At 43.2% G+C, this 26,630-nt stretch carries 19 protein-coding genes; 5 read left to right on the top strand and 14 right to left on the bottom strand.

What is annotated here, in order from left to right:
- Window positions 1-10,322 (top strand): VCBS domain-containing protein (locus ACU01J_RS18200; protein WP_481086980.1); only part of this gene is annotated, 10,322 nt, incomplete at its 5' end.
- An 80-nt stretch (window positions 10,323-10,402) separates the two neighbouring features.
- On the opposite strand, the gene ACU01J_RS18195 is transcribed toward ACU01J_RS18200, so the two are convergent.
- The gene (locus tag ACU01J_RS18195; RefSeq protein ID WP_481086979.1) at window positions 10,403-11,596 is read right to left on the bottom strand and encodes a class I SAM-dependent methyltransferase; all 1,194 of its coding nucleotides are present in this window, start codon (window positions 11,594-11,596) and stop codon (window positions 10,403-10,405) included.
- Window positions 11,597-11,692: 96 nt separating this feature from the next.
- Window positions 11,693-13,096, bottom strand: coding sequence for a methyl-accepting chemotaxis protein (locus tag ACU01J_RS18190; protein ID WP_481086978.1), 1,404 nt, complete (start codon window positions 13,094-13,096; stop codon window positions 11,693-11,695).
- A gap of 96 nt (window positions 13,097-13,192) precedes the next feature.
- Between ACU01J_RS18190 and yccX the strand changes: the two genes are divergently transcribed.
- Entirely contained in the window at window positions 13,193-13,465 is a 273-nt protein-coding gene (gene yccX, locus ACU01J_RS18185; protein WP_481086977.1) for an acylphosphatase, read from the top strand.
- A 27-nt stretch (window positions 13,466-13,492) separates the two neighbouring features.
- On the opposite strand, the gene ACU01J_RS18180 is transcribed toward yccX, so the two are convergent.
- The 9 genes from ACU01J_RS18180 to ACU01J_RS18140 all read right to left on the bottom strand — a co-directional run bounded on the left by ACU01J_RS18180 (window position 13,493) and on the right by ACU01J_RS18140 (window position 20,580).
- Entirely contained in the window at window positions 13,493-13,822 is a 330-nt protein-coding gene (locus ACU01J_RS18180; RefSeq protein WP_481086976.1) for a TusE/DsrC/DsvC family sulfur relay protein, read from the bottom strand.
- Between the two features lie 127 nt (window positions 13,823-13,949).
- Window positions 13,950-14,618, bottom strand: a complete 669-nt coding sequence (locus ACU01J_RS18175; RefSeq protein WP_481086975.1) for a Bax inhibitor-1 family protein — start codon at window positions 14,616-14,618, stop codon at window positions 13,950-13,952.
- 481 nt (window positions 14,619-15,099) lie between these two features.
- Window positions 15,100-15,339, bottom strand: a complete 240-nt coding sequence (locus ACU01J_RS18170; RefSeq protein WP_481086974.1) for an RNA recognition motif domain-containing protein — start codon at window positions 15,337-15,339, stop codon at window positions 15,100-15,102.
- Window positions 15,340-15,523: 184 nt separating this feature from the next.
- Window positions 15,524-15,706: a hypothetical protein gene (locus tag ACU01J_RS18165; RefSeq protein ID WP_481086973.1), complete on the bottom strand. Its 183-nt coding sequence runs from the start codon at window positions 15,704-15,706 to the stop codon at window positions 15,524-15,526.
- A 146-nt stretch (window positions 15,707-15,852) separates the two neighbouring features.
- Window positions 15,853-16,245 (bottom strand): hypothetical protein, encoded by a 393-nt coding sequence (locus tag ACU01J_RS18160; protein WP_481086972.1) that lies wholly within the window; start codon window positions 16,243-16,245, stop codon window positions 15,853-15,855.
- A 161-nt stretch (window positions 16,246-16,406) separates the two neighbouring features.
- Window positions 16,407-17,156, bottom strand: coding sequence for an amino acid ABC transporter ATP-binding protein (locus tag ACU01J_RS18155; protein WP_053440401.1), 750 nt, complete (start codon window positions 17,154-17,156; stop codon window positions 16,407-16,409).
- An 18-nt stretch (window positions 17,157-17,174) separates the two neighbouring features.
- On the bottom strand, window positions 17,175-18,272 hold the full coding sequence (locus tag ACU01J_RS18150) for an amino acid ABC transporter permease (protein ID WP_481086971.1): 1,098 nt from the start codon (window positions 18,270-18,272) through the stop codon (window positions 17,175-17,177).
- A 1-nt stretch (window position 18,273) separates the two neighbouring features.
- Window positions 18,274-19,476, bottom strand: coding sequence for an amino acid ABC transporter permease (locus ACU01J_RS18145; protein ID WP_481086970.1), 1,203 nt, complete (start codon window positions 19,474-19,476; stop codon window positions 18,274-18,276).
- A gap of 75 nt (window positions 19,477-19,551) precedes the next feature.
- On the bottom strand, window positions 19,552-20,580 hold the full coding sequence (locus tag ACU01J_RS18140; RefSeq protein ID WP_481086969.1) for an amino acid ABC transporter substrate-binding protein: 1,029 nt from the start codon (window positions 20,578-20,580) through the stop codon (window positions 19,552-19,554).
- A gap of 459 nt (window positions 20,581-21,039) precedes the next feature.
- Between ACU01J_RS18140 and ACU01J_RS18135 the strand changes: the two genes are divergently transcribed.
- The gene (locus ACU01J_RS18135) at window positions 21,040-21,978 is read left to right on the top strand and encodes a precorrin-2 dehydrogenase/sirohydrochlorin ferrochelatase family protein (RefSeq protein ID WP_481086968.1); all 939 of its coding nucleotides are present in this window, start codon (window positions 21,040-21,042) and stop codon (window positions 21,976-21,978) included.
- Between the two features lie 52 nt (window positions 21,979-22,030).
- On the opposite strand, the gene ACU01J_RS18130 is transcribed toward ACU01J_RS18135, so the two are convergent.
- On the bottom strand, window positions 22,031-22,516 hold the full coding sequence (locus ACU01J_RS18130) for a YajQ family cyclic di-GMP-binding protein (protein WP_053440406.1): 486 nt from the start codon (window positions 22,514-22,516) through the stop codon (window positions 22,031-22,033).
- A gap of 16 nt (window positions 22,517-22,532) precedes the next feature.
- Window positions 22,533-23,585, bottom strand: a complete 1,053-nt coding sequence (locus tag ACU01J_RS18125; RefSeq protein ID WP_481086967.1) for a 3-deoxy-7-phosphoheptulonate synthase — start codon at window positions 23,583-23,585, stop codon at window positions 22,533-22,535.
- A gap of 213 nt (window positions 23,586-23,798) precedes the next feature.
- Between ACU01J_RS18125 and ACU01J_RS18120 the strand changes: the two genes are divergently transcribed.
- The gene (locus ACU01J_RS18120; RefSeq protein ID WP_481086966.1) at window positions 23,799-24,686 is read left to right on the top strand and encodes a putative PEP-binding protein; all 888 of its coding nucleotides are present in this window, start codon (window positions 23,799-23,801) and stop codon (window positions 24,684-24,686) included.
- A gap of 109 nt (window positions 24,687-24,795) precedes the next feature.
- Window positions 24,796-25,275 (top strand): PaaI family thioesterase, encoded by a 480-nt coding sequence (locus ACU01J_RS18115; RefSeq protein WP_481086965.1) that lies wholly within the window; start codon window positions 24,796-24,798, stop codon window positions 25,273-25,275.
- Here the strand turns inward: ACU01J_RS18115 and ACU01J_RS18110 are convergent.
- Window positions 25,244-26,629 carry a hypothetical protein gene (locus ACU01J_RS18110; protein ID WP_481086964.1) on the bottom strand — a complete coding sequence of 462 codons (1,386 nt, stop codon included), beginning with the start codon at window positions 26,627-26,629 and terminating at the stop codon, window positions 25,244-25,246. The genes ACU01J_RS18115 and ACU01J_RS18110 overlap by 32 nt on opposite strands.
- Between the last annotated feature and the right edge of the window lies 1 nt (window position 26,630).

The raw sequence follows: 26,630 nt of genomic DNA, 5'->3' as shown, positions 1-26,630 counted from the left end.
AACTCGATAATGATAACGATGCAGTGCAGTCGCTAGGTAAAGGCGATAAACACGTCCTGACGTTTGATGCGGTTTCAGTCGATGGAACAGGCACAGGTACGATCAAGGTTGTTATTAAAGGCACTAACGACAAAGCGACCGTCAGCGATGAGCACGTTGTCTTAAAAGAAGACGTGGATAGCAAACAGTTTGTTGAAGGTCAGCTTGATATCTCAGACAAAGATGCGGGCGAAGCGTTTGTTACTCCACAAGAAGTGACCAATGAATACGGCACATTCAAGCTAGAGGCGGATGGCAGCTGGTCCTTTGAACTCGATAATGACAACGATGCAGTGCAGTCGCTAGGTAAAGGCGATAAACATGTCCTGACGTTTGATGCGGTTTCAGTCGATGGAACAGGCACAGGTACGATCAAGGTTGTTATTAAAGGCACTAACGACAAAGCGACCGTCAGCGATGAGCGCGTTGTCTTAAAAGAAGACGTGGATAGCAAACAGTTTGTCGAAGGTCAGCTTGATATCTCAGACAAAGATGCGGGCGAAGCGTTTGTTACTCCACAAGAAGTGACCAATGAATACGGCACATTCAAGCTAGAAGCGGATGGCAGCTGGTCTTTTGAACTCGATAATGACAACGATGCAGTGCAGTCGCTAGGTAAAGGCGACAAACATGTCTTGACGTTTGATGCGGTTTCAGTCGATGGAACAGGCACAGGTACGATCAAGGTTGTTATTAAAGGCACTAACGACAAAGCGACCGTCAGCGATGAGCGCGTTGTCTTAAAAGAAGACGTGGATAGCAAACAGTTTGTTGAAGGTCAGCTTGATATCTCAGACAAAGACGCGGGCGAAGCGTTTGTTACTCCACAGGAAGTGACCAATGAATACGGCACATTCAAGCTAGAGGCGGATGGCAGCTGGTCCTTTGAACTCGATAATGATAACGATGCAGTGCAGTCGCTAGGTAAAGGCGATAAACACGTCCTGACGTTTGATGCGGTTTCAGTCGATGGAACAGGCACAGGTACGATCAAGGTTGTTATTAAAGGCACTAATGATAAAGCGACGGTTGGCGAAGGCCAAGACGACGTAGATTCGGGTCGTGTAAAAGAAGATGCAGCGACTACGGTAGCGAAAGGCAAACTGACCGTAAGCGATGCGGATGCGGGTGAATCAGAGTTGAAGCCTCAGACGATCGAAAACGACTACGGCACGTTCAAAGTGAATGCAGACGGCACGTGGAGCTTTACGATTGATAACACCAAGCCAGCAGTCCAAAGCCTGCCGGAAGGTGAAGAAGTTCCACTGTCCTTTGATGTTGAATCGTTAGATGGCACGGGTAAAGCGACTGTAAATATCGTTGTTGAAGGAACGAACGATGGCCCTGTTGCCAAAGACGATTCTTATAAACAAGTGAAAGAAACTGTCTTGTTGTCAGAGTCATTTGAAAATATGGCATCGCCAGCTAAATGGACTGTAGTGAACAAAGATCCAAATGGTGTATGGGACTTCACAGATGGGTTAGAGATTGAGCGAGACGGCCTAATAGTTGATGCCTCTCATGGTGAATTTTACGCTGAACTGGATGCTCACAGAAATACAGCAATCACTACTGCGATTGATACTACTGGTCAGGATTCAATAAAAATCGAATTTGACTACAACCCTCGTCAAGACGGTAACGCATCATCTGACATGACGTTTACTGTCGGTGGTGTTGTGGTGACATTACACGCAGATGGGACTTATACGGCTCCGAACGGTACATCCATTGTGATGAATGGACCTGATAGTAAAGGCTGGTACCAAATCAGCGCTGAATTTGAAGTCCAAAACGACGCAACTCTAATTGCATTTGCTGGCGATGGTAAATCAGATAGCCTAGGTGCATTTATTGATAATGTAGTCGTCACCGGAATTGAAGCGCCTAACTTGACGACTGAAGAGGACGTTACGTTAACTATCCATGCGAATGAACTTTTAGGCAATGATTTCGATTTAGATGGTGATAACTTAACCATATTTAGTGTAAGTGCAACACCTGACACGAATGGTACAGTCACGCTAGTAAACGGCAATGTCATCTTTAAACCTGCAGATAATTTTAATGGCGAAGCTACTTTTGAATACACAGTAAGTGATGGTCAAGGTGGATTTGACACCGCAGTAGTTACTGTCAATGTAACTCCAGTTAACGATGCGCCCGTCTTTGAAAAAGACGGAACACCTCTTGGTGACAATGAAACAATTGATGTTGTTACGAAAGAAGACGAAGCGATAACAGGCACTGTTACAGCCAAGGACGTTGATGGCGATAAGCTGACGTATACAGTTAGTCAACCTACAAACGGTAGTGTAGAGATCAACGCTGAGACAGGCGAGTGGAAATACATGCCTAATAACGAGTTTGATGGCGGTGACTCATTTGTTGTGACCGTTTCTGATGGTAACGGTGGTACAGATACTGTTGTAGTCAATGTCGATGTTTTACCTGTTGCTGAGTTAACTGTTACAGCAGGTCAACCGGTTACAGAAGCAGAAGATGCTTTTCTATCATTTGAAATCAATTTAGATGAATTGGTTTCAGAGAACGTAGCTCTAGACCTGACTCTAGGTCACGAAAATGATACTGCGACAAAAGGTGTGGATTACGAAGATCAGATCTACGTAAAAGATGGACAAGGTTATAAAGCGCTTTCTGAGCAAGAGCTTGCAGAGCTTATCATAGCTAAGGGTTCAGACAGCGTTGAAGTCTTTATTAAGGTTCTTGATGATAGCTTACTTGAAGGTCAAGAGACTGTAACTCTAAAAGCTAGCTCATCTAGTGAATTTGTTGAAGCTGACAAACACGATTCTGATACAGCTAAAATTGTCGATGAGACAGACACTAATGACAAAGATGCCGTTACAGTTGAGCTTACTGGTCCGGATACAGTTGTTGAGGGAGAGAAGACGGGCACATTTACTATTACGCTAAGTGAACAAGTTCCTGAAGATAGTGTGATTACTCTCAAGTACACTTACACTAATGCGAGTAATGAAGACATTGTCGAAGTTATAACTGTAAACGTCGGTGCAAACACGGATACAGCGACTTTCGATATTCAAACTGTACAAGATAAAGAATACGAAGTCGGCCAAGAGTTTAACATAAGTGTTGTATCTGTTACTCAAGGCGGTACTGATGTATTTGAGAAACTAGATACGTCTAAGGCCAATAAAGATGTCACGATTGATGATAGTCATGACAGTCCACCTAAAGCTGAAGATTTCTCCATTTCTCTCGATGTTGAGGGCACTTCGCAAGTCATTTTTGATACTGGAACGGGTAGTATCGAAGGTGATGGCACAGACCATATTTCTGATAATGAAGATGACAATGCAAACATAAGTGTAGGCGTTATTGTTACAGAACTCCCTGATTCAGGCACTCTTTACTACATTGATGGCGACAAGAAGACTGAAGTGGTCGCTGGACAGAAGTATGCTAACCCTAACAATATCGTTTACGAAGATGATCAGGAATCTACAGGCTTCTTCTTAGGTGTTGATGACCCATCCACATTAGACAAAGGCCCGCATAGTGCTACAGAGTTCCATAACTGGGGAGATGAAGTGGATGCGTATACTCGCGAGCTAAGATTTGAGAATGGTGATGTTGTCACCATTACCTCGGAAGGCCGAAATAACGTAGATGCTAAGCCGCTAGTACAAAATAACAGCCAGCATGGTCATATGGGCTTCGGTATCGCATCGAATAGTAGTGGTATTCATCAAGACGAAGCGATCAAGATTGATTTTTCCTCTCGTCCTGCAGACTCAGTCACGATTGGCTTAAGTGGTCTAGGGGATTGGTTTGCCCCTAATGCTGATGAAGGAGTTAGCTCACGAGCTGAGCTCACAGTAACCTTTGACTATGGTAATGGTGTAACCGAAGAAAAAACCTTCCTTTATGATGACACCCACAATAACCAAACTGTCACGATTGTTGCTCCAGAAGGTGCAGAGATTGTTTCGGTTGAAGCAAGCACGAAAGGGCCTGGCAACTGGGAGTTAACTTCTCTAGAAGCTAAAGCGTCTGATTCGTTTGATTATAAAGCGGTAGATAGCGATGGTAATGAAAGTGACGTTAAGACTGTTACCATTGATAAAACTGGCGACCTTGAGGCAAACAATGACCCTCAAGGCTTCGAAGTTAAGCTTGGTGAGTTCAGCGAAGACAATAGTTCGCCATGGTCAGCAGAAGGTGCTGAGCTGAGTGCGAGTTTTGATGGTCAAGATAAAGTCTTGGCAAATGAAGGGAATAAGATCGGAGTTGCCGGTACAGTTGGTGGATACGGTGCTCAGATTGAATATGATCGTGATGAGCAAACTTCTGAGAAGTTTGAGATCAACTTAGATAAGCCAGCAACTCAGTTTACCTTCTCGGTATCTAACCTGTTCAAGAACGAAGGTAATGACGGAGATTTCACTGACAACCATGAACAAGGTCGCTGGGTAGCGTATCTAAATGGTGTAGCGGTTGCAGGTGATACGTTTGTCGCTGAACAGGGTAACAATAAAGGTACTTACGAAATTAGACCACTTGGCCCAGATGGTACTCCAATCGCGTTTGATACCGTGGTATTTGAAGCGACAGAGTACTCTAATCGACCAACGCATGATAACGATGCATCTGATTATTTCCTAGCTGGGTTTAAAGCTTCTAGTGAGGGCGCATACGCAGTCAATCAAGGTGGTATTCTTGAGATTCCTGCATCGAAGCTTGCTGGCATAATCGGCTCTGAGCTGCTTAATAATGATATCGATTCAGATGGTGATAACCTACGTATCACCTATGTATACGGTGAAACGGAAGGTAATGCGTACATCAAAGATGGCATCGTATACTTTGACCTAACTGGCGATGATTTTGTCGGTGAAACAACGTTTAAATATCAGATTACTGATGATAATGGTCAAGTGGCGAGTGCCGAAGTTAATGTTATCGTTAACCCTCTACCATCTCCATCGAGTGTTGCGTCTGTAGATTTGCTAGCAGATTCAGTAGTTGAAGGAGATGACCTTGGTTTCAAGGTAACCCTCGATTCTAGTGCTCTTGTTGAAACTCACCTAAATGTAACGTTTGGTAAAGATAACGACGATGCACAAGATTCTGGTAATGAGAAAGATCTCGACCTTAGCAAACTTCGCTTCACAAATGGCGTTACCTATGACGAGCAAAGCGGCAAACTGATTGTTCCTGTTGGCGTCAAGGATTTTGCAATCTTGATTCCTACAATTGATGATGATGTCCATGAACTAGTTGAAACCTACACTGTTACCGTTGATGGTGAATACGCAGTGGGCAGCATTATCGATAACGATGAAGCTCCAACTATCGACACCGTGAGCAACGCGGTTAATCCAAATGATGAGCAAGTGATCGAAGGCGATGTTGCTGTCTTCACGGTGAACCTAACTAACGCAAGTAGCCAAGAAACTCGATTCGATTGGTCATTGAACTCAGGCGTAGCTGAACTTGGTGATAATAAAGACTTCAATGATCAGGTAGAGTTCACTAAAGGTGTGAAGTTGGTTAACGGTCAGCTTGTGGTACCAGAAGGTGTAACTTCATTTGAAGTTAAAGTGCCGACTAATGATGACACCATTGATGAGCTAAACGAAGACTTCACCATCACTGTGGGTGGCAAGCAAGGTACAGCGACCATCATTGATAACGATGAGTCTCCAGTTTCGAAAAATGCTCATGTAACAACACTCGAAGATACAGCCGTTCTGTTTAATTGGTTGCAGTTTAATACATCTGATTCGGACTCTTCAGAACTGTCAATTGTCATCACCAGCGAGGCTACACATGGCGACCTGTATATTTATGATGATGGTGCAAAAGACTGGGTGAAACTTGACGCGCAAGCGATTGGTTCTGGTTATGAGGTGACTAAGCAACAAATTGACTCTCAGCACTTGAAATTTGTACCGGAGTCAAATGAATCAAGTACCTCTGCCAACGATGACAGTTCGACAACGGGCAACCTCCAACCTGATTATGCGGAATTTGCATATCATGGCACTGATGGAGTTAATACGACTTCGAGCGTGACTATGTCCATCGATGTTACTCCTGATACTGATCCTGCACAGTTGACAGTCGAGACTCCGACAGCCGATTTGAATGAAGGATTCAAGCTTGAGCAATGGCAGAACCTTTCTTTCCAAGGAAACTCCGGCAATGGAGTTAACCCTGATACTGTTGAGGAAAGAGTAGAGTCTACTGGAACGCCGGATTCAAGCGCTACTGTTCAAAGCCCTGATTTTGGAACGCAGCATTCACCGAGCATTACTAACATTACCAGTAAGTTAACAGGTCTGGTTTTCCTTGAGGCAGGCAAGTCTTATGTATTTACAGGTGATGTAGATGATTCATTCAGACTTGAGATTGGCGGTCAAACATTAGTATCTCAAATCTGGGGTGATGTTCCTGCTAATGGTCAAGGTATTTACGAATCAGATTCATTTGTGCCGTCAGTTTCTGGCTGGTACACCGTTACTGCATTCCACGATAACGAGGCTGGCCCAGGTAATGCTTCAATCAGTGTGAAAGTTGACGGTAACGCTGCTGTCGAACTTAATACGGATAACTTCGATATTGTTCCAGATGTGTCATCACTTGATGGTAAGGCTAACATTGGATCAGTCGTTGAGCATGCTTCAGAAGAAGGCGGTTATTACCCAGCGTTTGATATTAATGAAGGTATGGAAGACACCTTTATTAATGTATCTAAGATCACTACGCAGCTTGTTGATACTGATGGCTCAGAAACTTTGAAATTGGTTCTAGATGGTCTTCCAGAAGGAACAGTTGTCAAACTGGGTGACAGTGAGCTTGTAGTTAACTCTAACGGTCGAGTAAACATATCATCTTGGTTATCAGAAGGCGGAAAAGTCGAAACTATTTTGGATGAAATCCAGATTAAGGTTGATGAGCCAGATACTTATACAGTCAAAGTTAAAGCTATCTCTGATGAAATTGAAGGAGATACCAAAGAAGTTACACAAGGGTCGTTCGAATTAATCGTACATCCGGTTAAGTACACTCCACTGGTAGGTAACGCTGATGTTCATTTGTCAGAAGAAGGGCTGAACGGTGGCTTAGAAGATGACGCGGGTAAAGGTTCGCAAGATGATACGACTAATTCAACGTCTATCTCTGGTTCTATTTCGGTGTCAGCTCAGAATGGCGACGATGTATCTGTAGAATTTGAAAAGCCAACAGAAACATTGTACTCAGGTGATACACAAATTACCTGGACTCTCTCTGATGATAATCAAACCTTAGAAGGTTATGCAGGCTCGGAACTTGTCATCTCCGCCACCATCAATAATCAAGGTGGATATGATATAGACCTGTTAGCACCAATTAAGCACAGCGACACCACTGGAGAGGACACCGAAAGCTTCACCATCCCGGTAATAGGTTCTGATGGTGAGCTTACAGGTCAAGGTGCTATCTCAGTCACTATTGAAGATGATGCACCAGAAGCAGCACGCGTGCACCATGATGTTGGCGCTGAAACAAAAGAAGGTGCTAACGTACAGTTGATTCTTGATGTCTCAGATTCGATGTCTTGGAGTGCTTATGATGGTTATTCTGATTTAGACGAAGGAGAACTTACCCGTCTTGAGATTATGCAAGAAGCGGCTATTCAGATGTTACGTCAATATGAAGCAGTGGGTGAAACAAAAGTTCAAATTGTTTTATTTAGCAGTGATGCACAGCTTGAAACAAATAGTAGTAACTCTAAATGGATGTCTGTTGATGAAGCTATAGATATCATTAGTAATCTGGATACGGATAGTACAACGGATTACGATGACGCGATTAAGATGGCGGCTGACTCGTGGGGAGCAGCATCGGACAATGATGGTAAGTTAGAAAATGCAACTAACGTTAGTTACTTCTTATCTGATGGTAATCCAACAAGTGATGATGGCGGTAACCCTAATACTATTGAACCAGGAGAGCTTACAGATTGGGTCGACCACTTAACAGAGAATAAAATTACTGCTATCGCATACGGGATGGGCAAAGATGTGGCTACAGAGCACCTGGATCAAGTCGCGTTCGATGGTTCTGTAAAAGATGCAGCCCTCGGTGTTCAAGGAGATACTAAATCTACAGTTGTATCTGATATTACTCAACTACCGCCGATTATGCTTCAATCAGTTATTAAGCCTGTTGAAGGTAATTTACTTGTTGCGCAAGAAGGTGCCGATGGTGCTGATGTTTCTCAGCTAACTATCGATGGTGTTACTTATGACTTCAATGGTAAGTCATTAAGCGTAGCTGATAATAACGACTCAATTTCTCATTTATTTGATGACAAATCGAACACTCTTACCGTGTTTATTGACTCTAAGCATTCACTTGTAATTGACCTTGATGACGGTGGTTATAAGTTCTTTGGTGCACAGAGTAGCCAAGTGGTTAACCTAGAATTCGGTTATACCTTAACTGATAGTGATGGTGACAATAGTAGTAATAGCTTATCGTTTGATATTCCTGTTATTACAGACGGAGGAAATACTGGCGGTACAAATGCTCTACCTACAGCAGCTGATTTTTCTCTCTCTTCTGACCATAGTGTTGTAGAGGTTAACTTTGAACGTCATGCTGAAGATGTTGAAGATAATCAGGATGATAATAAGTTTACTCAAGTTAAGCTGGCTGAGTTACCTGATCATGGTGATTTATATTACTTGGATAGTACAACTAATAAGTACGTTAAAGTTACAGAGGATATGATCACTGGTGATAACCCTCTATTGTTTAACGATGACACTAAGGTTTACTACGTCGTAGATACAAACGTTGAAGTTTCAAAGGGCTTAACCAATGCTGAATTGGTTGGCGCTGATGGTGTTAACCAATTCAACTTAAACGGAATTACTATCGGCGGTGGCCTTTTTGATCAACGTTCCGAAGCGTTTAGTGGGCAGGATGCTGCTAGTCTTGCCCACAAGACTGAAGGCGTCTATGTAAACACACCGTCTGGACAAGGTAGCGCACCAGGGCAAGAGACAGGTAAAGGGGAGTTCATCTCAATAGCAACAGATAAAGGGAATATCTCTTCTGCAACTATCGAGTTTGGTAGTATTCAAGGTCATTTAGCTAACGGTACAGCGAAAGTTGTTGCGTATCTATTTGATAATGGGCAGAAGTTAAGTGTCACACCTTTTGAAATTGATTTTTCTGATGGTAAAGGATACGTAAGAGAAATAGAGTCCAATGTGTCGTTTGATGAAATCAGATTAGCATATACGACAACTAGTAATGGACAATCTAACGGCTTCGTAATCTCAGATGTATCTATGAAGGTGACAGGAAACGTTGATGTCGATGATGAATTCACCTATTGGGCGGTTGATTCTGACGGTCAACAGAGCCTTACTCAAGGTAAGGTTGACGTTCAAGCGTCGACTGTATTGCAAGATAACGGTGCAGGTGTCGATCATGTGGCGTTCCGAGAGGGATACAACGATTATAGTTGGGCGTCGTCTTCAGCAACGTTGTATGAAGGAACTCAGCATACTTTAATCGATTACGATGAATCGGTTGGTGCAGTCATCGATACTGGTATTGCAGGTGATGACGTCTACATGGGCGCTGGTTCAGATACAATTTATCTTGGTGAAAGTCATTCTCCAACGCAGGACCTGAACGAGACAGCTCAGAATGATGCTATCAATAACTTTGTTACCAAAACAATTGATCAACTGACGAATACCACAGAAGATGGCGCGCTAACGGTAAGTGGGAGTTCAAATGCGTGGTTAGATATCGCACACGGTGGTGGTGGCAATGACCACATCTACGGTGAGGGTGGTTCGGACCTTATCTTCGGTGGTACAGGTCATGACATTCTAGACGGTGGCACTGGCAATGATGCGGTACGTGGTGGCTCTGGTAATGACACCATCATCGGTGGCGAAGGTAATGATATCCTTGTTGGGGATGATGGTGCTGACCTATTCATGTGGCTAGACGGTGATTTAGATGGCAGCACTGATGTTATCAAGGACTTTGATGCAAATGAAGGCGATAAGATTGACTTATCTCAGTTGTTCTTAGATGAGTCTGAAAAGACTATTGGTGAGTTAATCAATGAGCATATTACTGTCACAGAATCGGATGCGGCAGATAAGCATGCTGAGATTGTTGTTACCAAAGGCTCTGAATCGGTAACAATTGAACTCGAGAATTGGAGCGTTGATCAACTGACTAGTCAGCTACAAGATATCTTAATCCTTAAAGACTCATAAAAGAAAGCCGAGGCAAATATGCCTCGGCTTTTTTATCTAATTCAATTCAAAAGTGGGCTTCAGGTGCTCACTTTTTATTTCTACAATACCTTACAAGCAAACCCTTTCAGGTAGAAACCTTCTGGATAAGCGCTGTCAGTAGGGTGGTCAGCTGCTTGTTCAAAGCGCTCTACAAACTTCACTTGGCGGCCAGAATCTACCGCTGCGTCTGCAATGACTTTTTGGAACAAGTCTGTACTCATTAGGCCAGAGCAAGAGTAGGTCAGTAGTGTGCCGCCAGGCTTTAAGATTTGCATAGCTAGCATGTTAATGTCTTTATAGCCATTTGCACCTGACGTTAGGTTGTTCTTGCTTGAAACAAACTTTGGTGGGTCCATAACCACAACATCAAATTTAGTACCTTGGTCACGGTATTCACGAAGCAGTTTGAATACGTCAGCATTAAGGAATACAGCTCGCTTCTTCGAAATATCAAACTCATTTAGCTCAGCGTTGTATTTGGCGGTATCTAACGCAGGTTGGGATACATCAGCGTTGATGACACGCTTAGCACCACCTTTTAAAGCGTAAAGGCCAAAGCCACCAGTGTAAGAGAAGCAGTTAAGCACCTCTTTGCCTTTGACGTACTTCATTGACTGGAGACGACTATCACGTTGGTCAAGGTAGAAGCCGGTTTTGTGGCCGCCAATGATATCAACACTGATCTTTACGCCGTTCTCTTCAATGACTACAGACTTAGGTGGTTCTTCGCCATGTAAAACGCCAGTCGTTTGTTCTAAGCCTTCTTTCTTACGTACTGCGACATCTGAACGTTCGTAAACGTTACATTCAGGGAAAACTTCTAAAAGGGCGTCAACTAAGGTTTGTTTATGGAACTCTGCACCAGCGCTGAGTAACTGACAAACCAAGTAATCTTGGAATTTATCAATGGTGATACCCGGTAGACCATCTGATTCTGCAGCAATCAAACGGTAACCAGTTAAGCCGTCACGTTCAATGATGTCTTCGCGAAGCAATTGAGCATCTTGAATGCGTTTAACGAAGAACTCTTTATTGATCTCTTTCTTTTCGAAGCTCCATACACGAGCACGGATCTGCGAGTTAGGTGAATAAGCCGCTTTTGCCAGCCACTTTCCATCGTGTGAGAAAACATCCACAGTTTCGCCTAGTTTTGGTTCACCTTCTACTCGGTGAATGCCACGAGAAAACACCCAAGGGTGTTTACGGCGAAGGGACTTGTCTCGGCCTTTGACTAGATAGATAGCTGGAGTCATTGGGATACTCAATAGGTTGTTTTTAAAGGAGGGGTATTTTCAAGGATGTGTATAGGAATTGCAAATAAAAGAGCCGCCTAGTGGCGGCTCAGATTGTTAAGCTTTTAGACCGGTAAGCAGAGCTTCCATTTGGTCACTTTGGGTTCTGAGTTGTTCAATATTCGAGTTTGTTGCGTTGATCATTGAACAAACACTGTCTGACTGTGTTCTGATCTCTTCGACGCTAGCAGCAATATTGTCAGCAACAACACCTTGCTCTTCAGCGGCTGTAGCAATTTGGATACTGCTATCTGAGATAGATCGGTTTTTCTCTGCGAGTGAACCAATTTCAACATCAACCTCAGACATCAGTTGTTGTCCTTCAGAGGCATTAGTTACCGTTGTCTCCATCAGTTGAGTAAGAGACTGGCTGTTACGCTGAAGGGCTTCAATCATTGTCTGGATCTCGACGGTCGCTTGCTGCGTGCGGCCAGCTAAGGCGCGGACTTCATCAGCAACAACGGCAAAGCCTCGGCCTTGTTCACCGGCACGTGCCGCCTCAATCGCTGCGTTAAGTGCGAGTAGGTTAGTTTGCTCAGAAATACCGTTGATAGTCGCAACAACTTCATCAATTTGAGCGGCGTTTGCGTCTAGTTCCGCAACCGCTTCTGAAGCAGAGCGTATCTCATTAGACAGCTGTGATATCGAGTTAAGTGTATGACCCACTTTCTGCTGACCTTGTGTTGCAACGCTGCGTGCATCTTCTGTCTGCGTACTTGAGTCATGGGCAAGGTTAGCAACTTCGCGAATAGTTGAAGCCATCTGCTCTGTTGCACTTGCTAGGGAGTTCAAGTGTTCTTGCTGCGTTCCTGATACATCAGCACTTTGAATGTTCGATTGATTCAGATCAGAGCTGATTTGCTGCATTAATGCGATTGACTCTTGAATAGAAATAACAAGGTTTTGCTCACGCTCGGCCACTTGGTCTATTGTGATCGCTATTTCGCTAAACTCGTCTCGTACTTTAAAGAAATTCATACGGCTAGTTAAATCGCCGCTCGCTAGCGTGCTCAATGCTTTGTTCATTGTAAACATTGCACCGCCAATGAAAGTCATAATGTAGTAAACACCTAACGCAATAAGCGACAGTGTAACAAGTACAATCGTGATATGCGTTACTGACATTGAAGACCAAAGGTTTTGGTTATGCGTTGCAACGATACTGAACTCACCGCCATTGATGGCAATAGAGCCTTGGCCTGAACCGAAGGTAATTGTTTCTGAGTTGTTGATGATTGAAGCAACTTGGCTCTGTGAAAGGTTACCTGCTTCAATTAGGTCACGCATCAGAACCAACTCATCTTGATAGAGATGGTTGAGCATTTGAGCCGCAGTGTTATCCAAAACGAGTGTAAGAACGACTAATGCAATCAAAGGGAGTAGGAAAAGAAGGTAGAACTTTTCTTGAATTTTGAGATGAATGAGATATTTGTCAATCCAACGAAATGGTATTTCTTTCATAATTATTATATCCAGTGAGAAAACCCATATGTCCTTTATGGGTGACAATTAAAACCATCTAAATATATCACTGAGCAATGAATAGAGGTACATCGAATGCATGAAAGTTGTGAGAAGTTCACGGTATCGGGGATTGTTCAAGGCGTTGGCTTTAGATATTCGACATCTTATGAAGGCCAAAGGCTAGGCGTTACAGGTTATGCTAAAAACTTATACAATGGCGATGTTGAGGTTGTGGTGTGTGGTTTGCCGGAACAAATAGAGGCAATGGCACTGTGGCTTGAGCACGGCCCTAAGACATCAAGTGTGGAGAGTGTTGTAAGAGAGGTAATTGCATTCAAACCGTTTAAAGGGTTTAAGATTCTGTAGTGGGAAACTACAGAATCGTCTTTGGCACTATAGGCATTTAGCCGGTTTTGGCAGGCCAGCGAGCTTGGTCGCTTGCTTTGCAGGACCTTGTTTGAATAGCTTGAACAGGTACTTACTGTTGCCTTTTTCTGGCCCATGTGCCTTTTCCATCGCTTTTACCAACATTCTGACTGCTGGCGATGTATTAAATTCCACATAGAAATCGCGAACAAAATGGACGACTTCTAAGTGCGCGTCAGTCAATTCAATACCTTCTTGCTCAGCTAGGAGGCCAATCATTCCTTCTTCCCATTGGGTATGATCCAATAGATAGCCCTGTGCGTCAGTTTCGATTTGTTTACCGTTGTACTCAAACATCTTACGATCCTAATAACATAGATATTCAATAGGGTAGCGCAGCATACCGTGATTAAACAATATCGCAAGTACGAAAAAGCCCGACAGGGTTATCTGCCGGGCTTTTGGGTATCAATCTAATCAACGATTAGTCGTTGTTCATAATACCTAGAATGCTTAACAAGCTAGTGAACAGGTTAAGGATGTTTAGGTACATAGAAATAGTTGCGCTTACGTAGTTTGTTTCTTCACCACGTACAATGCGGCTTGTGTCGAACAGAATAAAGCCAGAGAATACAAGTGCAGACATGCTGCTGATTGCTAGTTGACCGATTGTAGAACCAACAAAGATGTTGATGATAGCTGCAACGATAACAATGATAAGGCCAGCAATCAGGAAATTACGCATAAAAGAGAAATCTTTCTTGCTGCTGATTGTGTAAGCCGATAGACCTAAGAACACCATACCTGTCAAACCAAGAGCTTGAGCAATGATAGAAGGTCCGTTAGCGATTGATGCGTAGTAAGTTAGCATTGGACCTAAAGCGCCACCCATTAGAGTTGTGAACACGAAAGTCCATACAATACCCATTGATGAGTTAATGCTTTTTGGTAGTGCAAAGAAAAGAATACCGATAGCTGCAATTTGCATAACAAGTGCCATCATTGGTGAAATACCAATCGCCATTGTTGCCATTGCCGCTACTGCACTTGTTACTAGCGTCATCGATAGTAAGAAGTAAGTGTTCTTAAGTGTTTTGTTGATCTCAAGTGTACTAGAAGCACTTGTAGAACGAGTAAACATAGGACTGTTCATGATCTTCCTCGTAAGGTTTTATGTTTATATCTACATTTATGAGGTTGAATGACCAAAAAATCAAGCCCCAATTAACGTTGTAGTCGATAAAATAATAATAGAAATAGAAACTTATGTATTTTGAAATATGTAACCTTATATTACGGGGTGAGCAACACTCCACTCCTCAAGTTATTGAACCTTTGAATAAGGCTTGATTTGAGGTGCTTGGATGACAAATAGGAATCAATTGTGAGTTCAGAAAATATTCAAAATGCAGTTTGATATTGGCAACGTGATGGTAAGTTGGGCACTATTTGGAAATAGTAAAGCTTACATTCGGTGACACTAAAGGTTGCGAGGAACTCGGTCTGTCTTTCTAGGTAACCAATCAAGTGCTTTAAAGAGCCCTAATTGTTCGCGCTTATAGTCTATGTTCGCTAGGAATTAATGATGGTGAGGTGAGAGGGAGCATAGGTTAGTTAGCTCCCTATTTGAGCGTTTAGTTTTGAGCGAGTTTAACTCGAATCTTGCTCTTTGCTACGTTAGTCAAGTTTAAGCTATTCAAAGCAGTTTTTGCTTCAGTTTCATCAGGCATTTCAAGGAAAGCGAAGCCCTTAGATTGACCTGTTTCTTGATCTAGAACTAAATTACATTGGGTAACAGTGCCGTGAGCTGAGAAGAGAACGCGAACTTCGTGTTCGGTTGTAGTACGAGCTAGATTGCGGACTAAAAGTTTCATAATATTTTGCCTAGTGTAAGTTGCAGTCCGATTGTCTCAGGTATAAGGGTGTAAACCAAGAAGAGTTTGTATTTAACAAAAGGATAGTGCTCTTTAAAAGCGTGTTGTTACGCATGTTAAGGCTTGGCACTTTGCTGTTTGTGGGCAAAGAATGAGCTCATGTTTCAGAGCTCATAAAGTTAGCTTAAGGATGGGTAATTAGCTGTCCATCTTCTGTGGTTATAAGGCTAGCCTTACCTTGTTCGATGAGTTGTGCAGCGTAAGATGGCGTAACGGTTTGAACGTCACCTTTTTCTCTGCTTACTAACGCTTCCCAGGCTTGGTCCTTATATTTTCCTGCTTTGGTGTATTTAATGAGTACTTTCATAGGTTCACGCTTCGGTGAGTTAGATGTACTACTAACATTAATAAGTTTGTTGAGGTTACGCACCTGTTAAATATGGAACATTAGATTAATCAAATGACAGGTAGTGGAGAGCGCTAAGTTCGCGGTTAAACTGATTGAATCAAATATCAACAATAGTTTTCTGGTAACAGCGCGTGGCCAGTGTATTCCGTTAGGTAGACGAGGGCATCAATGACGCGAATAGGGGTTAACAAGTTATCTTCGTTACAATCATCTAATTCGAATGCTAGGTAAAGACGATCGCATTCCATCTTTAGAAATAGGTTTCCTTGCGGCGCTCTGTCTTGGGTTAACGCGAACGCGCCTACACCGATAAAGTGAGAGCTTTTTAGATTTCTTGTCGCGTAAATATCACAGTTTAGTTGGTGGGCGAGCGTTAAAAAGTCGAGAAGTAGATTAACTTGGTCGTCTGAAACGTTATCGAGTGCCTTTACATGCGGTTCTTTGCAGAAACGTTCTAAATAGTTAATCATTTCGTCGATATCGTTGTTAAATAGCATCGCAGTTTGTCCGTGTTGAAAGCGTCGCGATTGTACCTGTAGCGCATCCACATAACAAAAGATTTAGAACCATTTGCGGCGCTAAATATGGTGGTTTGAACAAGTTATAACAACGAAAAAGGGTGGCTGAAGCCACCCTTTGTTACATCGTTTATCGACAATTAATGGTGCAGAATTTGCGCCAAGAAGTTTTGAGTACGGTCTGACTGAGGGTTTTCAAAGAAATCAACAGGGTTGTTCTCTTCGATAATCTCACCAGCATCCATAAAGATAACCCGGTCTGCGACCTCTTTAGCAAAACCCATCTCGTGAGTTACACAAAGCATCGTCATACCTTCTTCAGCAAGTTCGACCATTACATCAAGTACCTCACGTACCATCTCTGGGTCGAGAGCTGATGTTGGTTCGTCAAACAGCATAACTTGCGGGCTCATACATAGAGAGCGGGCGATAGCTACACGCTGTTGCTGACCACCTGATAGCTGACCTGGGTACTTGTCTGCTTGATCTGGGATCTTAACGCGCTCTAGGTATTTCATTGCAATCGCTTCAGCTTCTTCTTTTGGCATCTTCTTCACCCAAATAGGCGCTAGAGTACAGTTCTCTAATACCGTTAGGTGAGGGAATAGATTGAAGTGCTGGAAACACATACCAACTTCACGTCTAACTGCTTCAATGTTTTTCAAATCTTCAGTCAGTTCATTACCAGAAACGAAGATGTGACCTTTCTGGTGTTCTTCAAGACGGTTAATACAACGGATCATCGTTGACTTACCTGAGCCTGAAGGGCCACAAATAACAATCTTTTCGCCTTTCTTAACGTCAAGGTTGATGTTCTTTAGTACGTGAAATTCACCGTACCACTTGTTCATATCCTTTAGCTGGATCATGTAATCTTGTTGTTGCGTCATAATACGTCCTTGAGCTAATTATCGTTTGTGACCGGTGTGAAGTTTGTTTTCAAGCCAAATCGAATATCTCGACATGCCGAAACAAAATACCCAGAACACTAACGCGACAAATACATAACTTTCAGTTGCAAAGCCTAACCACTCTGGGTCGGTGTTTGCTGCCTGACCGATACCGAGTACATCAAACATACCGATGATAAGTACAAGACTGGTATCTTTAAATAGACCAATGAAGGTGTTCACTATTGAAGGAATGGTGATCTTTAGTGCTTGCGGCAAAATGATCAATCCCATCTTCTTCCAGTAAGTTAGACCTAGCGCATCAGCAGCTTCATATTGACCTTTAGGGATTGCCTGTAGACCACCACGAACTACCTCTGCCATATAGGCTGCACTGAACATCACTACACCAATTAGGGCACGGATAAGTTTGTCTGTTTCAGAACCTTCAGCTAGGAAAAGCGGGAGCATTACCGATGCCATGAATAGAACGGTGATCAGTGGAACGCCACGCCATACTTCGATGTATACGGTACAAATACTACGAATAATTGGCATTTCGGAACGTCGACCTAGCGCAAGAGCCACACCAATTGGAAGTGAGACTACGATACCGACTAGAGCGATGATAAGAGTAACAAGTAAGCCACCCCATTTATGGGTTTCTACAACCTCCAAGCCAAACACACCACCGTAAAGCAAAGCGGCGATAATGAACGGGTAGATGTTGACGAAAAATAGCCAAATCCACATGCGCTTCGGCGTTTTTTCATAAGCAAGTAGAACCGTGAAAATTGCCAAAGTGACGTAAAATAGGCGAGGGCGCCATAGTTCTTCTTGTGGATAGAAACCATACATGAACTGTTCCCAGCGCACGCTGATAAACACCCAACATGCTCCGTCTCGGCTACATGCATCACGCGTTGTCCCAACCCAATCTGCGTTCAAGAATGCCCAGTCAAAGATGTTCCAAAGCAGCATGAATGCGAGATAGCCAAGAATAACAGTAACGACAGAGTTAACTGGCCCGTTAAATAGATTTTTACGCAGCCAACCTACAACGCCAACGGTATTAGCTGGTGGCGGAAGGTCAGGCTGAAATTGATGAATACTCATGCTATCTCTCCACTAGCGCTACTTTACGGTTATAAATGTTCATCAGTGCTGATGTTAGCAAGCTGAGAGTCAGGTAGACACCCATTGTCATGGCGATGATTTCGATCGCTTGACCTGTTTGGTTGAGTGTTGTCCCTGCGAAAACCGAAACTAAGTCAGGATAGCCAATTGCCATCGCAAGAGATGAGTTCTTGGTTAAGTTTAAGTACTGACTCGTTAGTGGTGGGATGATGATCCTTAATGCCTGAGGAATAACAACAAGCTTTAAGGTACGTGAACGCGGTAAGCCAAGGGACATTGCTGCTTCTGTTTGACCATGGTTAACCGCATTGATACCAGAACGAACAATTTCTGCGATGAAAGAGGCCGTGTAGATACTTAATGCGAGTAACAGTGCCGCGAGCTCAGGAATGATGCTGATACCGCCACGGAAGTTGAACCCTTTCAATTCAGGCAGCTCCGCTGAAATAGGAGAACCCATCAAAAAGTAAACAATGGTAGGAAGCACGATGCAAAGCCCGAGGACAATACGCCCCATAGGAGTTTGTTGCCCCGTCAACTTCTGTTTGTTCTTAGCCCAAATGCCAATGACAATCGATGCGATGACACCCGCGATAAACGCAGCGACTACGAACGATGAGCCTTCTTCAAAAATCGGAGCAGGGAAGTACAATCCACGTACATTGAGGAAGATCGCCTCACCTAAGCTTAGACTTTGTCTCGCTGATGGCAGAGCTTGTAGTACTGCAAAGTACCAAAAGAAAATTTGCAGTAGTAACGGAACGTTACGGAATATCTCGATGTAAACCGCTGCTAATCGACTAACTAACCAGTTAGATGATAAACGTGCGATACCCATGATAAAACCAATCACAGTGGCGAGAATAATACCGAAAAAGGATACTAAAGCGGTGTTTAGTAGACCGATGATGAAAGTTCGGCCATAAGAGTAAGTTTCATCGTATTCAATCAGCGTTAGGCCAATCCCAAAGCCGGCTTCTTGATCGAGGAAATCAAAACCCGTAGCGATGCCGCGAGCTTCTAAGTTGGTAAGTGCATTATTGACAATGGTGTAAAAGAAGAAAACAAGCGCTGCAATCGCGATGATCTGGAATACAACTGCTCGAAAGGTGGGATTGTATATAAGGTTAGCGTTCTTAGCCGGTCCGTTATCCGCGCTAGACGCCATATTAGTAGGTTTCATACAACTATAACCTCAAATCCATTTTTATTAAAAAGGGCGGCTAAAACCGCCCATTTTGTGTTGTAACTCTAAAAGTTAACGGATTGGTGGAGCGTACATGAAGCCGCCTGCATTCCACAGAGCGTTCACGCCACGAGAGATTTTCAGAGGTGAACCTTCACCAACTGTACGCTCGAAGCTCTCACCGTAGTTACCTACTTGCTTAATCACTTGGTAACCCCAGTCATCACGGATACCTAGGCCTTTACCTTTAGGGCCATCGACACCTAGGATACGTTTGATGTTTGGATCTTTAGACTTGAGCATTTCGTCAGCATTCTTAGAAGAAATGCCGTACTCTTCTGCGTTCACCATTGCAGCAAGTGTCCACTTAGCGATGTTGAACCACTGGTCATCACCTTGACGAACTACTGGACCTAGTGGCTCTTTAGAAATGATTTCTGGTAGTACTTGCGCTGAAGATGGGTCTTGAAGGTTTAGACGAAGAGCGTAAAGACCTGATTGGTCAGTTGTTAGTACGTCACAACGGCCAGCATCGAAACCTTTAGATGTTTGAGCTGCTGTATCAAATACCACTGGCTTGTAAGACATACCGCTATTACGGAAGTAGTCTGCTAGGTTAAGCTCAGTCGTTGTACCAGACTGAACACATACAGAAGCGCCATCTAGCTCTTTAGCACTTGTAAGGCCAAGATCTTTCTTAACCATGAAGCCTTGACCATCGTAGTAGTTTACACCAACGAAGTTAAGACCAAGTGCTGTATCACGGTGTAGCGTCCATGTTGTGTTACGAGAAAGCACGTCGATTTCACCAGATTGTAGGGCAGTGAAACGCTCTTTTGCTGTTAGCGGTACGTATTTAACTTTTGTCTTATCGCCCAAAACGGCAGCTGCAAGACCTTGACAGTATTCTACGTCGATGCCTTCCCATTCGCCTTTAGAGTTCGGGTTAGAGAAGCCTGGCAAGCCAGTACTTACACCACAAGTTAAGAAGCCTTGTTTAGTTACTTTATCAAGCGTGCTATCTGCTGCAGAAGCGCCAGTAGACATCAGTGCAGTAGATGCTGCTACAACTGAAGCAAGAAGTGTTAGTTTATGTGCCATTTGTATCCTTCCTGTATGATCCGTGTTAAATCGAGATTCCTCGATGCAACGATTAAGCTCTGTTGTGTTTCATTATTTGTTTGGTTGCAGTGCTCTTTATTGAGTCTTTGTTAAATCAACCAGTTATAAGCGTAGGAAAGGAATTGTGTTTTCACAACTCTATAATTTAAAAAGATTTTTGAATGAACTCACATTTCCTGACAGACATTAGAATGGCGAAATGTTAAGGCAATGTAAATAGTGTATAAGTTCACAAAATAGAAATGACAGACTGGTGTGATAAAATTATCAATGATTTTAGATTTGATAATTATACAAGCCATATATTTCTGGAATATCTAACTAAAGATCATAGAAAATTTGGTTATATGTTGGTCAGGTGAAAGAAAGGGCATCTACGTTATCGCTTGTTTTTGGTAGTATCAGTAGAACAGCCCCTTATACACATCAAGGAATGAAATGCAGTATTTTCCTCTATTCGTGAATTTGAACCATAAACCCGTCTTAGTTGTTGGCGGTGGTGAAGTTGCGAGTCGTAAAGTGGATAGCCTAGTGAGGGCAGGAGCGAGTGTGACGATCGTCTCCCCTCAAGTAGAAGAGTATTTAAGTCAATTGATCGACAAAGGCGAGTGTCAGTGGATTCAAGGTTTTTATTCTGAAGAATTACTTGAAACGTCCTACGTGCAGGTTTGGGCGACAACAGATAACCCTAGTTTGAATCATCAGGTACACCGTGACGCGAAGCGAAAAGGGATTTTAGTCAATGTCGTTGACGATTTACCTTATTGTGATTTCATTACCCCCTCGATGATTAACAGAGGCCGCATTCAGCTCGCGATTTCCAGTGGCGGCGCTGCGCCTGTACTGATACGTAATATGCGCGAGAAGATAGAAGCAGTACTACCGCAAAACTTATCTCTGCAGGCAGATTTTGCCGCGTCTAAGCGTAATGACATAAAAGAAAAATTACCTACAGTCGATGAGCGTCGTAAGTTTTGGGAAATGTTCTTCGCCCGTCCAGATGTCGATAATGCCAGTACCAATGCTATGTTAGAAACGGCGTATCAAAATGCATTAGAAGTTGGTTTTAGCCGAAAAGGATCGGTGACCTGGATTGAGCATGGCAATGACGTAGAGCTACTTACGTTAAAAGCGCTACGATTGATGCAACAAGCGGAAATCGTTCTATTCGATAGTCAATGTCCATTTGCGTTTGTAGATTTAGTTAGGCGAGATGCAGAGCGTCTAGAGTTTTCCAATCAAGCAGATTTATCCACCCAGTTAGAAGTTGCCAAGAACGAAGATAAACGGATAGTGGTGTTGCTTGCGCCTCAATCGACAAACGTTACCTTTATACAAGGTTCAGACACGATTATCGCACTGGGAAGCCAAAAATAAAAAAGGCCAGATACAAAAAAGTATCTGGCCTTTTTATTTGAACTAGCTTGAGTTAGTCACGGAAGTTCTCATATTGGAACGGTTGACCAAGCTCTGCATCGCGAATAAGTGCGATAACCGCTTGTAGGTCATCACGCTTTTTACCCGTTACACGAACTTTCTCGCCCTGAATTGAAGCCTGAACTTTCATTTTGTTGTCTTTAATTAACTTAACGATCTTTTTCGCCATTGGCGTTTCGATGCCTTGTTTAAAGAGAACAATTTGATGCCAGTTTTTGCCTGTCGCTTCTTCGCTTTTCGCATCCATTGAATTTGCATCAACACCGCGTTTCGCTAAGTTACCGCGTAAAATGTCACGCATTTGCTTAAGCTGGAAGTCACCTTCAGCGTTTAATCTAACTGACTCGTCTTTCTGCATTTCAAAAGATGCTTCAACACCACGGAAATCAAAACGCGTTGAAAGTTCACGTGAAGCATTATCGACTGCATTACGAAGTTCTACTGAATCGACTTCAGATACAATATCAAATGATGGCATGTTGGAATCCTTTTAATTATGAACGGGCTTTAACTGCGTTAGCTAACATTTCAAGCATGGTGCTTGTATCTTCCCAACCTAAACATGGGTCGGTAATAGACTGTCCGTAAGTAAGGTTGTCTAGATCATTCATTGGCTGATTTCCTTCAAGAATGAAGCTCTCTGCCATAATACCAACAACTTGGTTCTTACCAGATTTGATTTGCTCACAGATGTCTTTGGCTACATCCAATTGCTTACGGTGTTGCTTTTGACAGTTAGCGTGGCTGAAATCAACAACCAAACGCTTAGGTAGACCGAATTCGCCAAGTTGCTTACATGCTGCATCAACAGATTCAGCATCGAAGTTAGGACCTGTTTCACCACCACGTAAAATAACGTGACCAAACGGGTTACCACTGGTGCGATAAACAGTCATGCGGCCATTTTTATCTGGTGAGTAGAAGTAGTGAGATGCTTGAGATGCGCGAATAGCATCAATAGCGATTTTGATGTTGCCGTTCGTACCGTTTTTAAATCCAACAGGGCAAGATAGCGCAGAAGCCATCTCACGGTGGATTTGTGACTCTGTTGTACGAGCGCCAATCGCGCCCCAAGTGATTAGATCAGCAATGTACTGACCAGTAATCATATCTAGGAACTCGGTGGCAGTCGCTAGGCCAAGTTTGTTGATATCTAAAAGCAATTTGCGCGCTTTGTTTAAGCCAGCTTCAAGAGCGTAAGAGCCATCAAGGTTAGGGTCGGTAATAAGACCTTTCCAACCAACAACAGTACGTGGCTTCTCAAAGTAAGTACGCATAACGACGAAGAGTTCATCTTTGTACTGATCTTGAATTGCCGCTAGACGCTCAGCGTAATCAATAGCAGCTTCTGTGTCATGCACTGAACAAGGGCCGACGATCACCAATAGGCGTTGGTCTTCCCCTGAAAGAATGTTTTCAATTTGACGACGTGACTGTGCAATGCGCTCTGCGACTTCGTCCGTAATCGGATGCGCGCTTCCTAGTTCTGCCGGAGTTGGCATTGGACCCAGTGGTTGGGTTCTTAATTCATCGGTTTTAAGTGGCATACCACAGCCTGTATTTCTATTGCGAAGCGGTAAAGATAGCGGAAACCAACCTAGGAATAAACCACTTATCGTTAATCTTATCTCTATCGGGGTGTAAATCTGAAAAATTATGCACTTACGTAAAGTAAAAATGCTGATCTACCCTTGTGTTAGAGTAAGTCGAGCGGTATGTTGAAGGTTATAAACACAACAAAATGTTTGCACGGAGCAGTAATGAGTCAAAATAGTTCGAGCAGTTTGCATCCTTCCTTAAACATTGGTGAGCCACTCCCAACATTAGATACGGAATCTGAGGGCTCTCATTTGTTTGTATCTTTATCTGAATTGATTCTAGAGCATGTTTTTTATCACCCAACTTATAGTGAGTCGAAAGAGCCATTGGGTGAGACGGAAGCCGCCTCAATCAACGCTATTTTAGGTGACCTAGACGTTGAGACGCACTTTGTATCAACCCTAACAAACCAGATCCTTTCAGCAATTAAGCCTAATCATGCAGCCGTTCGTGTGAGTTTAAGTGGTGCAGATAGCTACAGCTTTAGCTCACTGCTTGGGGGCAAAGTAGAGTTACAAGAAACTAACCCCGCTCTTGGTGTTAGAGGTGTCTCTCGATTTGCAACGCAGCCATTTAATCATCAGTTTGCACTCGAATGTAAGGTGATAAAGGCACTACAGGCGCAAGATTACAATGTTGAGGTCGTGGTTCCTTTTGTTCGTGGGCTCTCTGATGCAGCGAAAATCATTGATTTACTTGCCGAGCAGGGGCTTCCTCGCGGTTTGAATGGGTTCAAGGTGCTTTATACCGTTGATGTGCCAGCAGGCGCGCTACTTTCTGAAAAATTGCTGCATTACTTTGATGGTGTCGCAATTAACCTAGAAAATCTCGCACAATTTACACTTGGCATCGACCGCCTAAGTGAAGAGCTTGAATACCTTTTTGATCCTCAAAGTGATGCGGTTATCCAACTGATAGAGCAAGTGGTTAAGTCGGCTCATAACAGCAATAAACCTGTTGTTCTTTGCAGCAATGCATTAGCGCAATATGCTCGCATTCAAGAAACAGTATCTGAATATGACAATGTGGATGTCGTAGTGACGCCGTAACTTTAATGTTTAAGAGGGTACTATTTTTCAAGGCCAATGTTAACAAATTGTTGACATTGACCTTTTTTCATTATCAACTAGTCACATACTTACTGGTCGGACTAGTCGCATGTTATCTCCACTTACTAAAGCAAACTTATACCTAAACTACTTTGGTTTTTTTAAAGTTCCCTTCATATGGTTAGCAAGACCGAAGATTCTTCATCTAGATGACGAGCGAGTTGAAGTTAAGATTCCGATCAGACGACGCACAAAGAACCATTTAAACAGCATGTATTTTGGTGTTTTAGCGGTTGGGGCTGATGTTGCTGGTGGCTTTATGGCAATGAGCAAAGCGCAAGACAGTGGTAGAAAAGTATCACTAGCGTTTAAAGCGGTTGAAGGACAGTTTCTAAAGCGCCCAGAAGCTGACGTTCATTTCATATGTGAAGATGGCAAACAGATCGATCAGATGCTTAAGCGAACGTTTGATACTGGAGAGAGAGTGAATGAAACGGTCAAAATCACCGCCATCTGCCCATCACTTCATGGCGATGAGCCAATGGCGGAGTTTTATCTTACTCTGTCACTGAAGCGAAAGGGTGATTAACCTCTTCGACTTCCATTTGCTCAACAGCGACGATTTTGCTTCGATTTAAAACAATTTTCCAACGGTAGTATTTTATTTGGCCGTTGTGATTGTTTTCTTTGGCGATGAGGTTGATTAGATGGCGTTTCTCGACAGACTCGCGGCTAACTTGACCGTTGTTATGGGTGTAGACTTTGTTCGAGCCTTTGTCCATTAAGCGGGTCAGTTCGCGCATGCTGACCAAGATTGATTCGCGTGTTTCCTCATAGCCACTCATGAACTTTGAAGTCGACATCTCCGTTTTAGAGCTGTAGTGAAGGATCTGCTCTTCTCTTTGTACCACACGCTTTTTGCGAATTGATTTAATGCGGTCAGGTAACTTATCGAGAACCTTGTAATCTAACCACTCGAGCTTTTGTCCAACGGCTTTTTTAGTTGTAGGGTCTAAGTACAATTTACGCCATTTAGGGCGACCTTTACGAATCCATCGCCACATAACGTCGCGAAGGTCGTCTTTAAAGATTTCACGCAATGCGTAAACGAATGACATAAGAACGATAAATGAAGCGGTGATTTCACCCCAGTAGTCGCGTGCAAGAATTGCGGTGATGGTAACGAACACCATCACGAATCCAGTCGCTCCGCCTTTAACAACGCGTTTCATGTTTTTACCCAGTGATTGAGTTTTTTCCTGTAGGACAACAGGGTGCTCAATCAATCGGCGTAGTAAGCGCATTTTGTTACTTAATCGCGTTACGTCGTCACGTACACTCTTCGAGTTGTAGTTATTTAGCTTTCTATGGGCGGCTTCTTTTTCGACGATCGCCAATAAGCTTTCTTTTAAGCTTTTATATTCGCTATCACGAGGCATGTGCGCCACCAGCGACATCAGGCGTTGGCCAGTATACCAAGACAAGTAATTATCGATATTGGCGTAGTAACGCTTTAAGCTTTCTTCGTAAGGGATACCACGGCGTAGTTTTTTTAGGATGTCGAGTGAGAGCTTGATAACCTCGTCGACTTCATCAGTCGTGACACTTTCTTTATTGTGCTTGTTGAGCTCGTTGACCGCTTTGTCTAATGCGATGACGTATTGATAGGCGAAGAGACTCAAACTTACACGGTATTGAGTTGTAGAAAGTCGGCCTCGTTTAGCGAGTCGACTGTGGACCAAAGGCAAGAGCGTTTTGTCACTGTAGTAAGCGCGTTTTTGAGTAATAGACTCGTAGTAGAACTCACTCTCTTTGATAACGTCAGGGGACAGCCCAAGTTCGCCAGGGACGAAAAAATACAAGTCGAGGTCTGACTTTTTGGTTGCTGCCATTGCATGTGAAATTTTGAGAGTTATGCCGTCCTGCTTATCAACGGTTAACAAA

The sequence above is a fragment of the Vibrio sp. 2433-A1 genome (genome assembly GCF_056726085.1).
Note: the sequence above shows the minus strand (reverse complement) of the source record. Positions and strands in the feature narration are given on the sequence as shown.

What these genes read in the sequence shown, in the direction of transcription:
- ACU01J_RS18195 (WP_481086979.1), bottom strand. Translation starts at nt 11,596, where the DNA reads ATGACTCCAGCTATCTATCTAGTCAAAGGCCGAGACAAGTCCCTTCGC.
- ACU01J_RS18190 (WP_481086978.1), bottom strand. Translation starts at nt 13,096, where the DNA reads ATGAAAGAAATACCATTTCGTTGGATTGACAAATATCTCATTCATCTC.
- yccX (WP_481086977.1), top strand. Translation starts at nt 13,193, where the DNA reads ATGCATGAAAGTTGTGAGAAGTTCACGGTATCGGGGATTGTTCAAGGC.
- ACU01J_RS18180 (WP_481086976.1), bottom strand. Translation starts at nt 13,822, where the DNA reads ATGTTTGAGTACAACGGTAAACAAATCGAAACTGACGCACAGGGCTAT.
- ACU01J_RS18175 (WP_481086975.1), bottom strand. Translation starts at nt 14,618, where the DNA reads ATGAACAGTCCTATGTTTACTCGTTCTACAAGTGCTTCTAGTACACTT.
- ACU01J_RS18170 (WP_481086974.1), bottom strand. Translation starts at nt 15,339, where the DNA reads ATGAAACTTTTAGTCCGCAATCTAGCTCGTACTACAACCGAACACGAA.
- ACU01J_RS18165 (WP_481086973.1), bottom strand. Translation starts at nt 15,706, where the DNA reads ATGAAAGTACTCATTAAATACACCAAAGCAGGAAAATATAAGGACCAA.
- ACU01J_RS18160 (WP_481086972.1), bottom strand. Translation starts at nt 16,245, where the DNA reads ATGCTATTTAACAACGATATCGACGAAATGATTAACTATTTAGAACGT.
- ACU01J_RS18155 (WP_053440401.1), bottom strand. Translation starts at nt 17,156, where the DNA reads ATGACGCAACAACAAGATTACATGATCCAGCTAAAGGATATGAACAAG.
- ACU01J_RS18150 (WP_481086971.1), bottom strand. Translation starts at nt 18,272, where the DNA reads ATGAGTATTCATCAATTTCAGCCTGACCTTCCGCCACCAGCTAATACC.
- ACU01J_RS18145 (WP_481086970.1), bottom strand. Translation starts at nt 19,476, where the DNA reads ATGAAACCTACTAATATGGCGTCTAGCGCGGATAACGGACCGGCTAAG.
- ACU01J_RS18140 (WP_481086969.1), bottom strand. Translation starts at nt 20,580, where the DNA reads ATGGCACATAAACTAACACTTCTTGCTTCAGTTGTAGCAGCATCTACT.
- ACU01J_RS18135 (WP_481086968.1), top strand. Translation starts at nt 21,040, where the DNA reads ATGCAGTATTTTCCTCTATTCGTGAATTTGAACCATAAACCCGTCTTA.
- ACU01J_RS18130 (WP_053440406.1), bottom strand. Translation starts at nt 22,516, where the DNA reads ATGCCATCATTTGATATTGTATCTGAAGTCGATTCAGTAGAACTTCGT.
- ACU01J_RS18125 (WP_481086967.1), bottom strand. Translation starts at nt 23,585, where the DNA reads ATGCCACTTAAAACCGATGAATTAAGAACCCAACCACTGGGTCCAATG.
- ACU01J_RS18120 (WP_481086966.1), top strand. Translation starts at nt 23,799, where the DNA reads ATGAGTCAAAATAGTTCGAGCAGTTTGCATCCTTCCTTAAACATTGGT.
- ACU01J_RS18115 (WP_481086965.1), top strand. Translation starts at nt 24,796, where the DNA reads ATGTTATCTCCACTTACTAAAGCAAACTTATACCTAAACTACTTTGGT.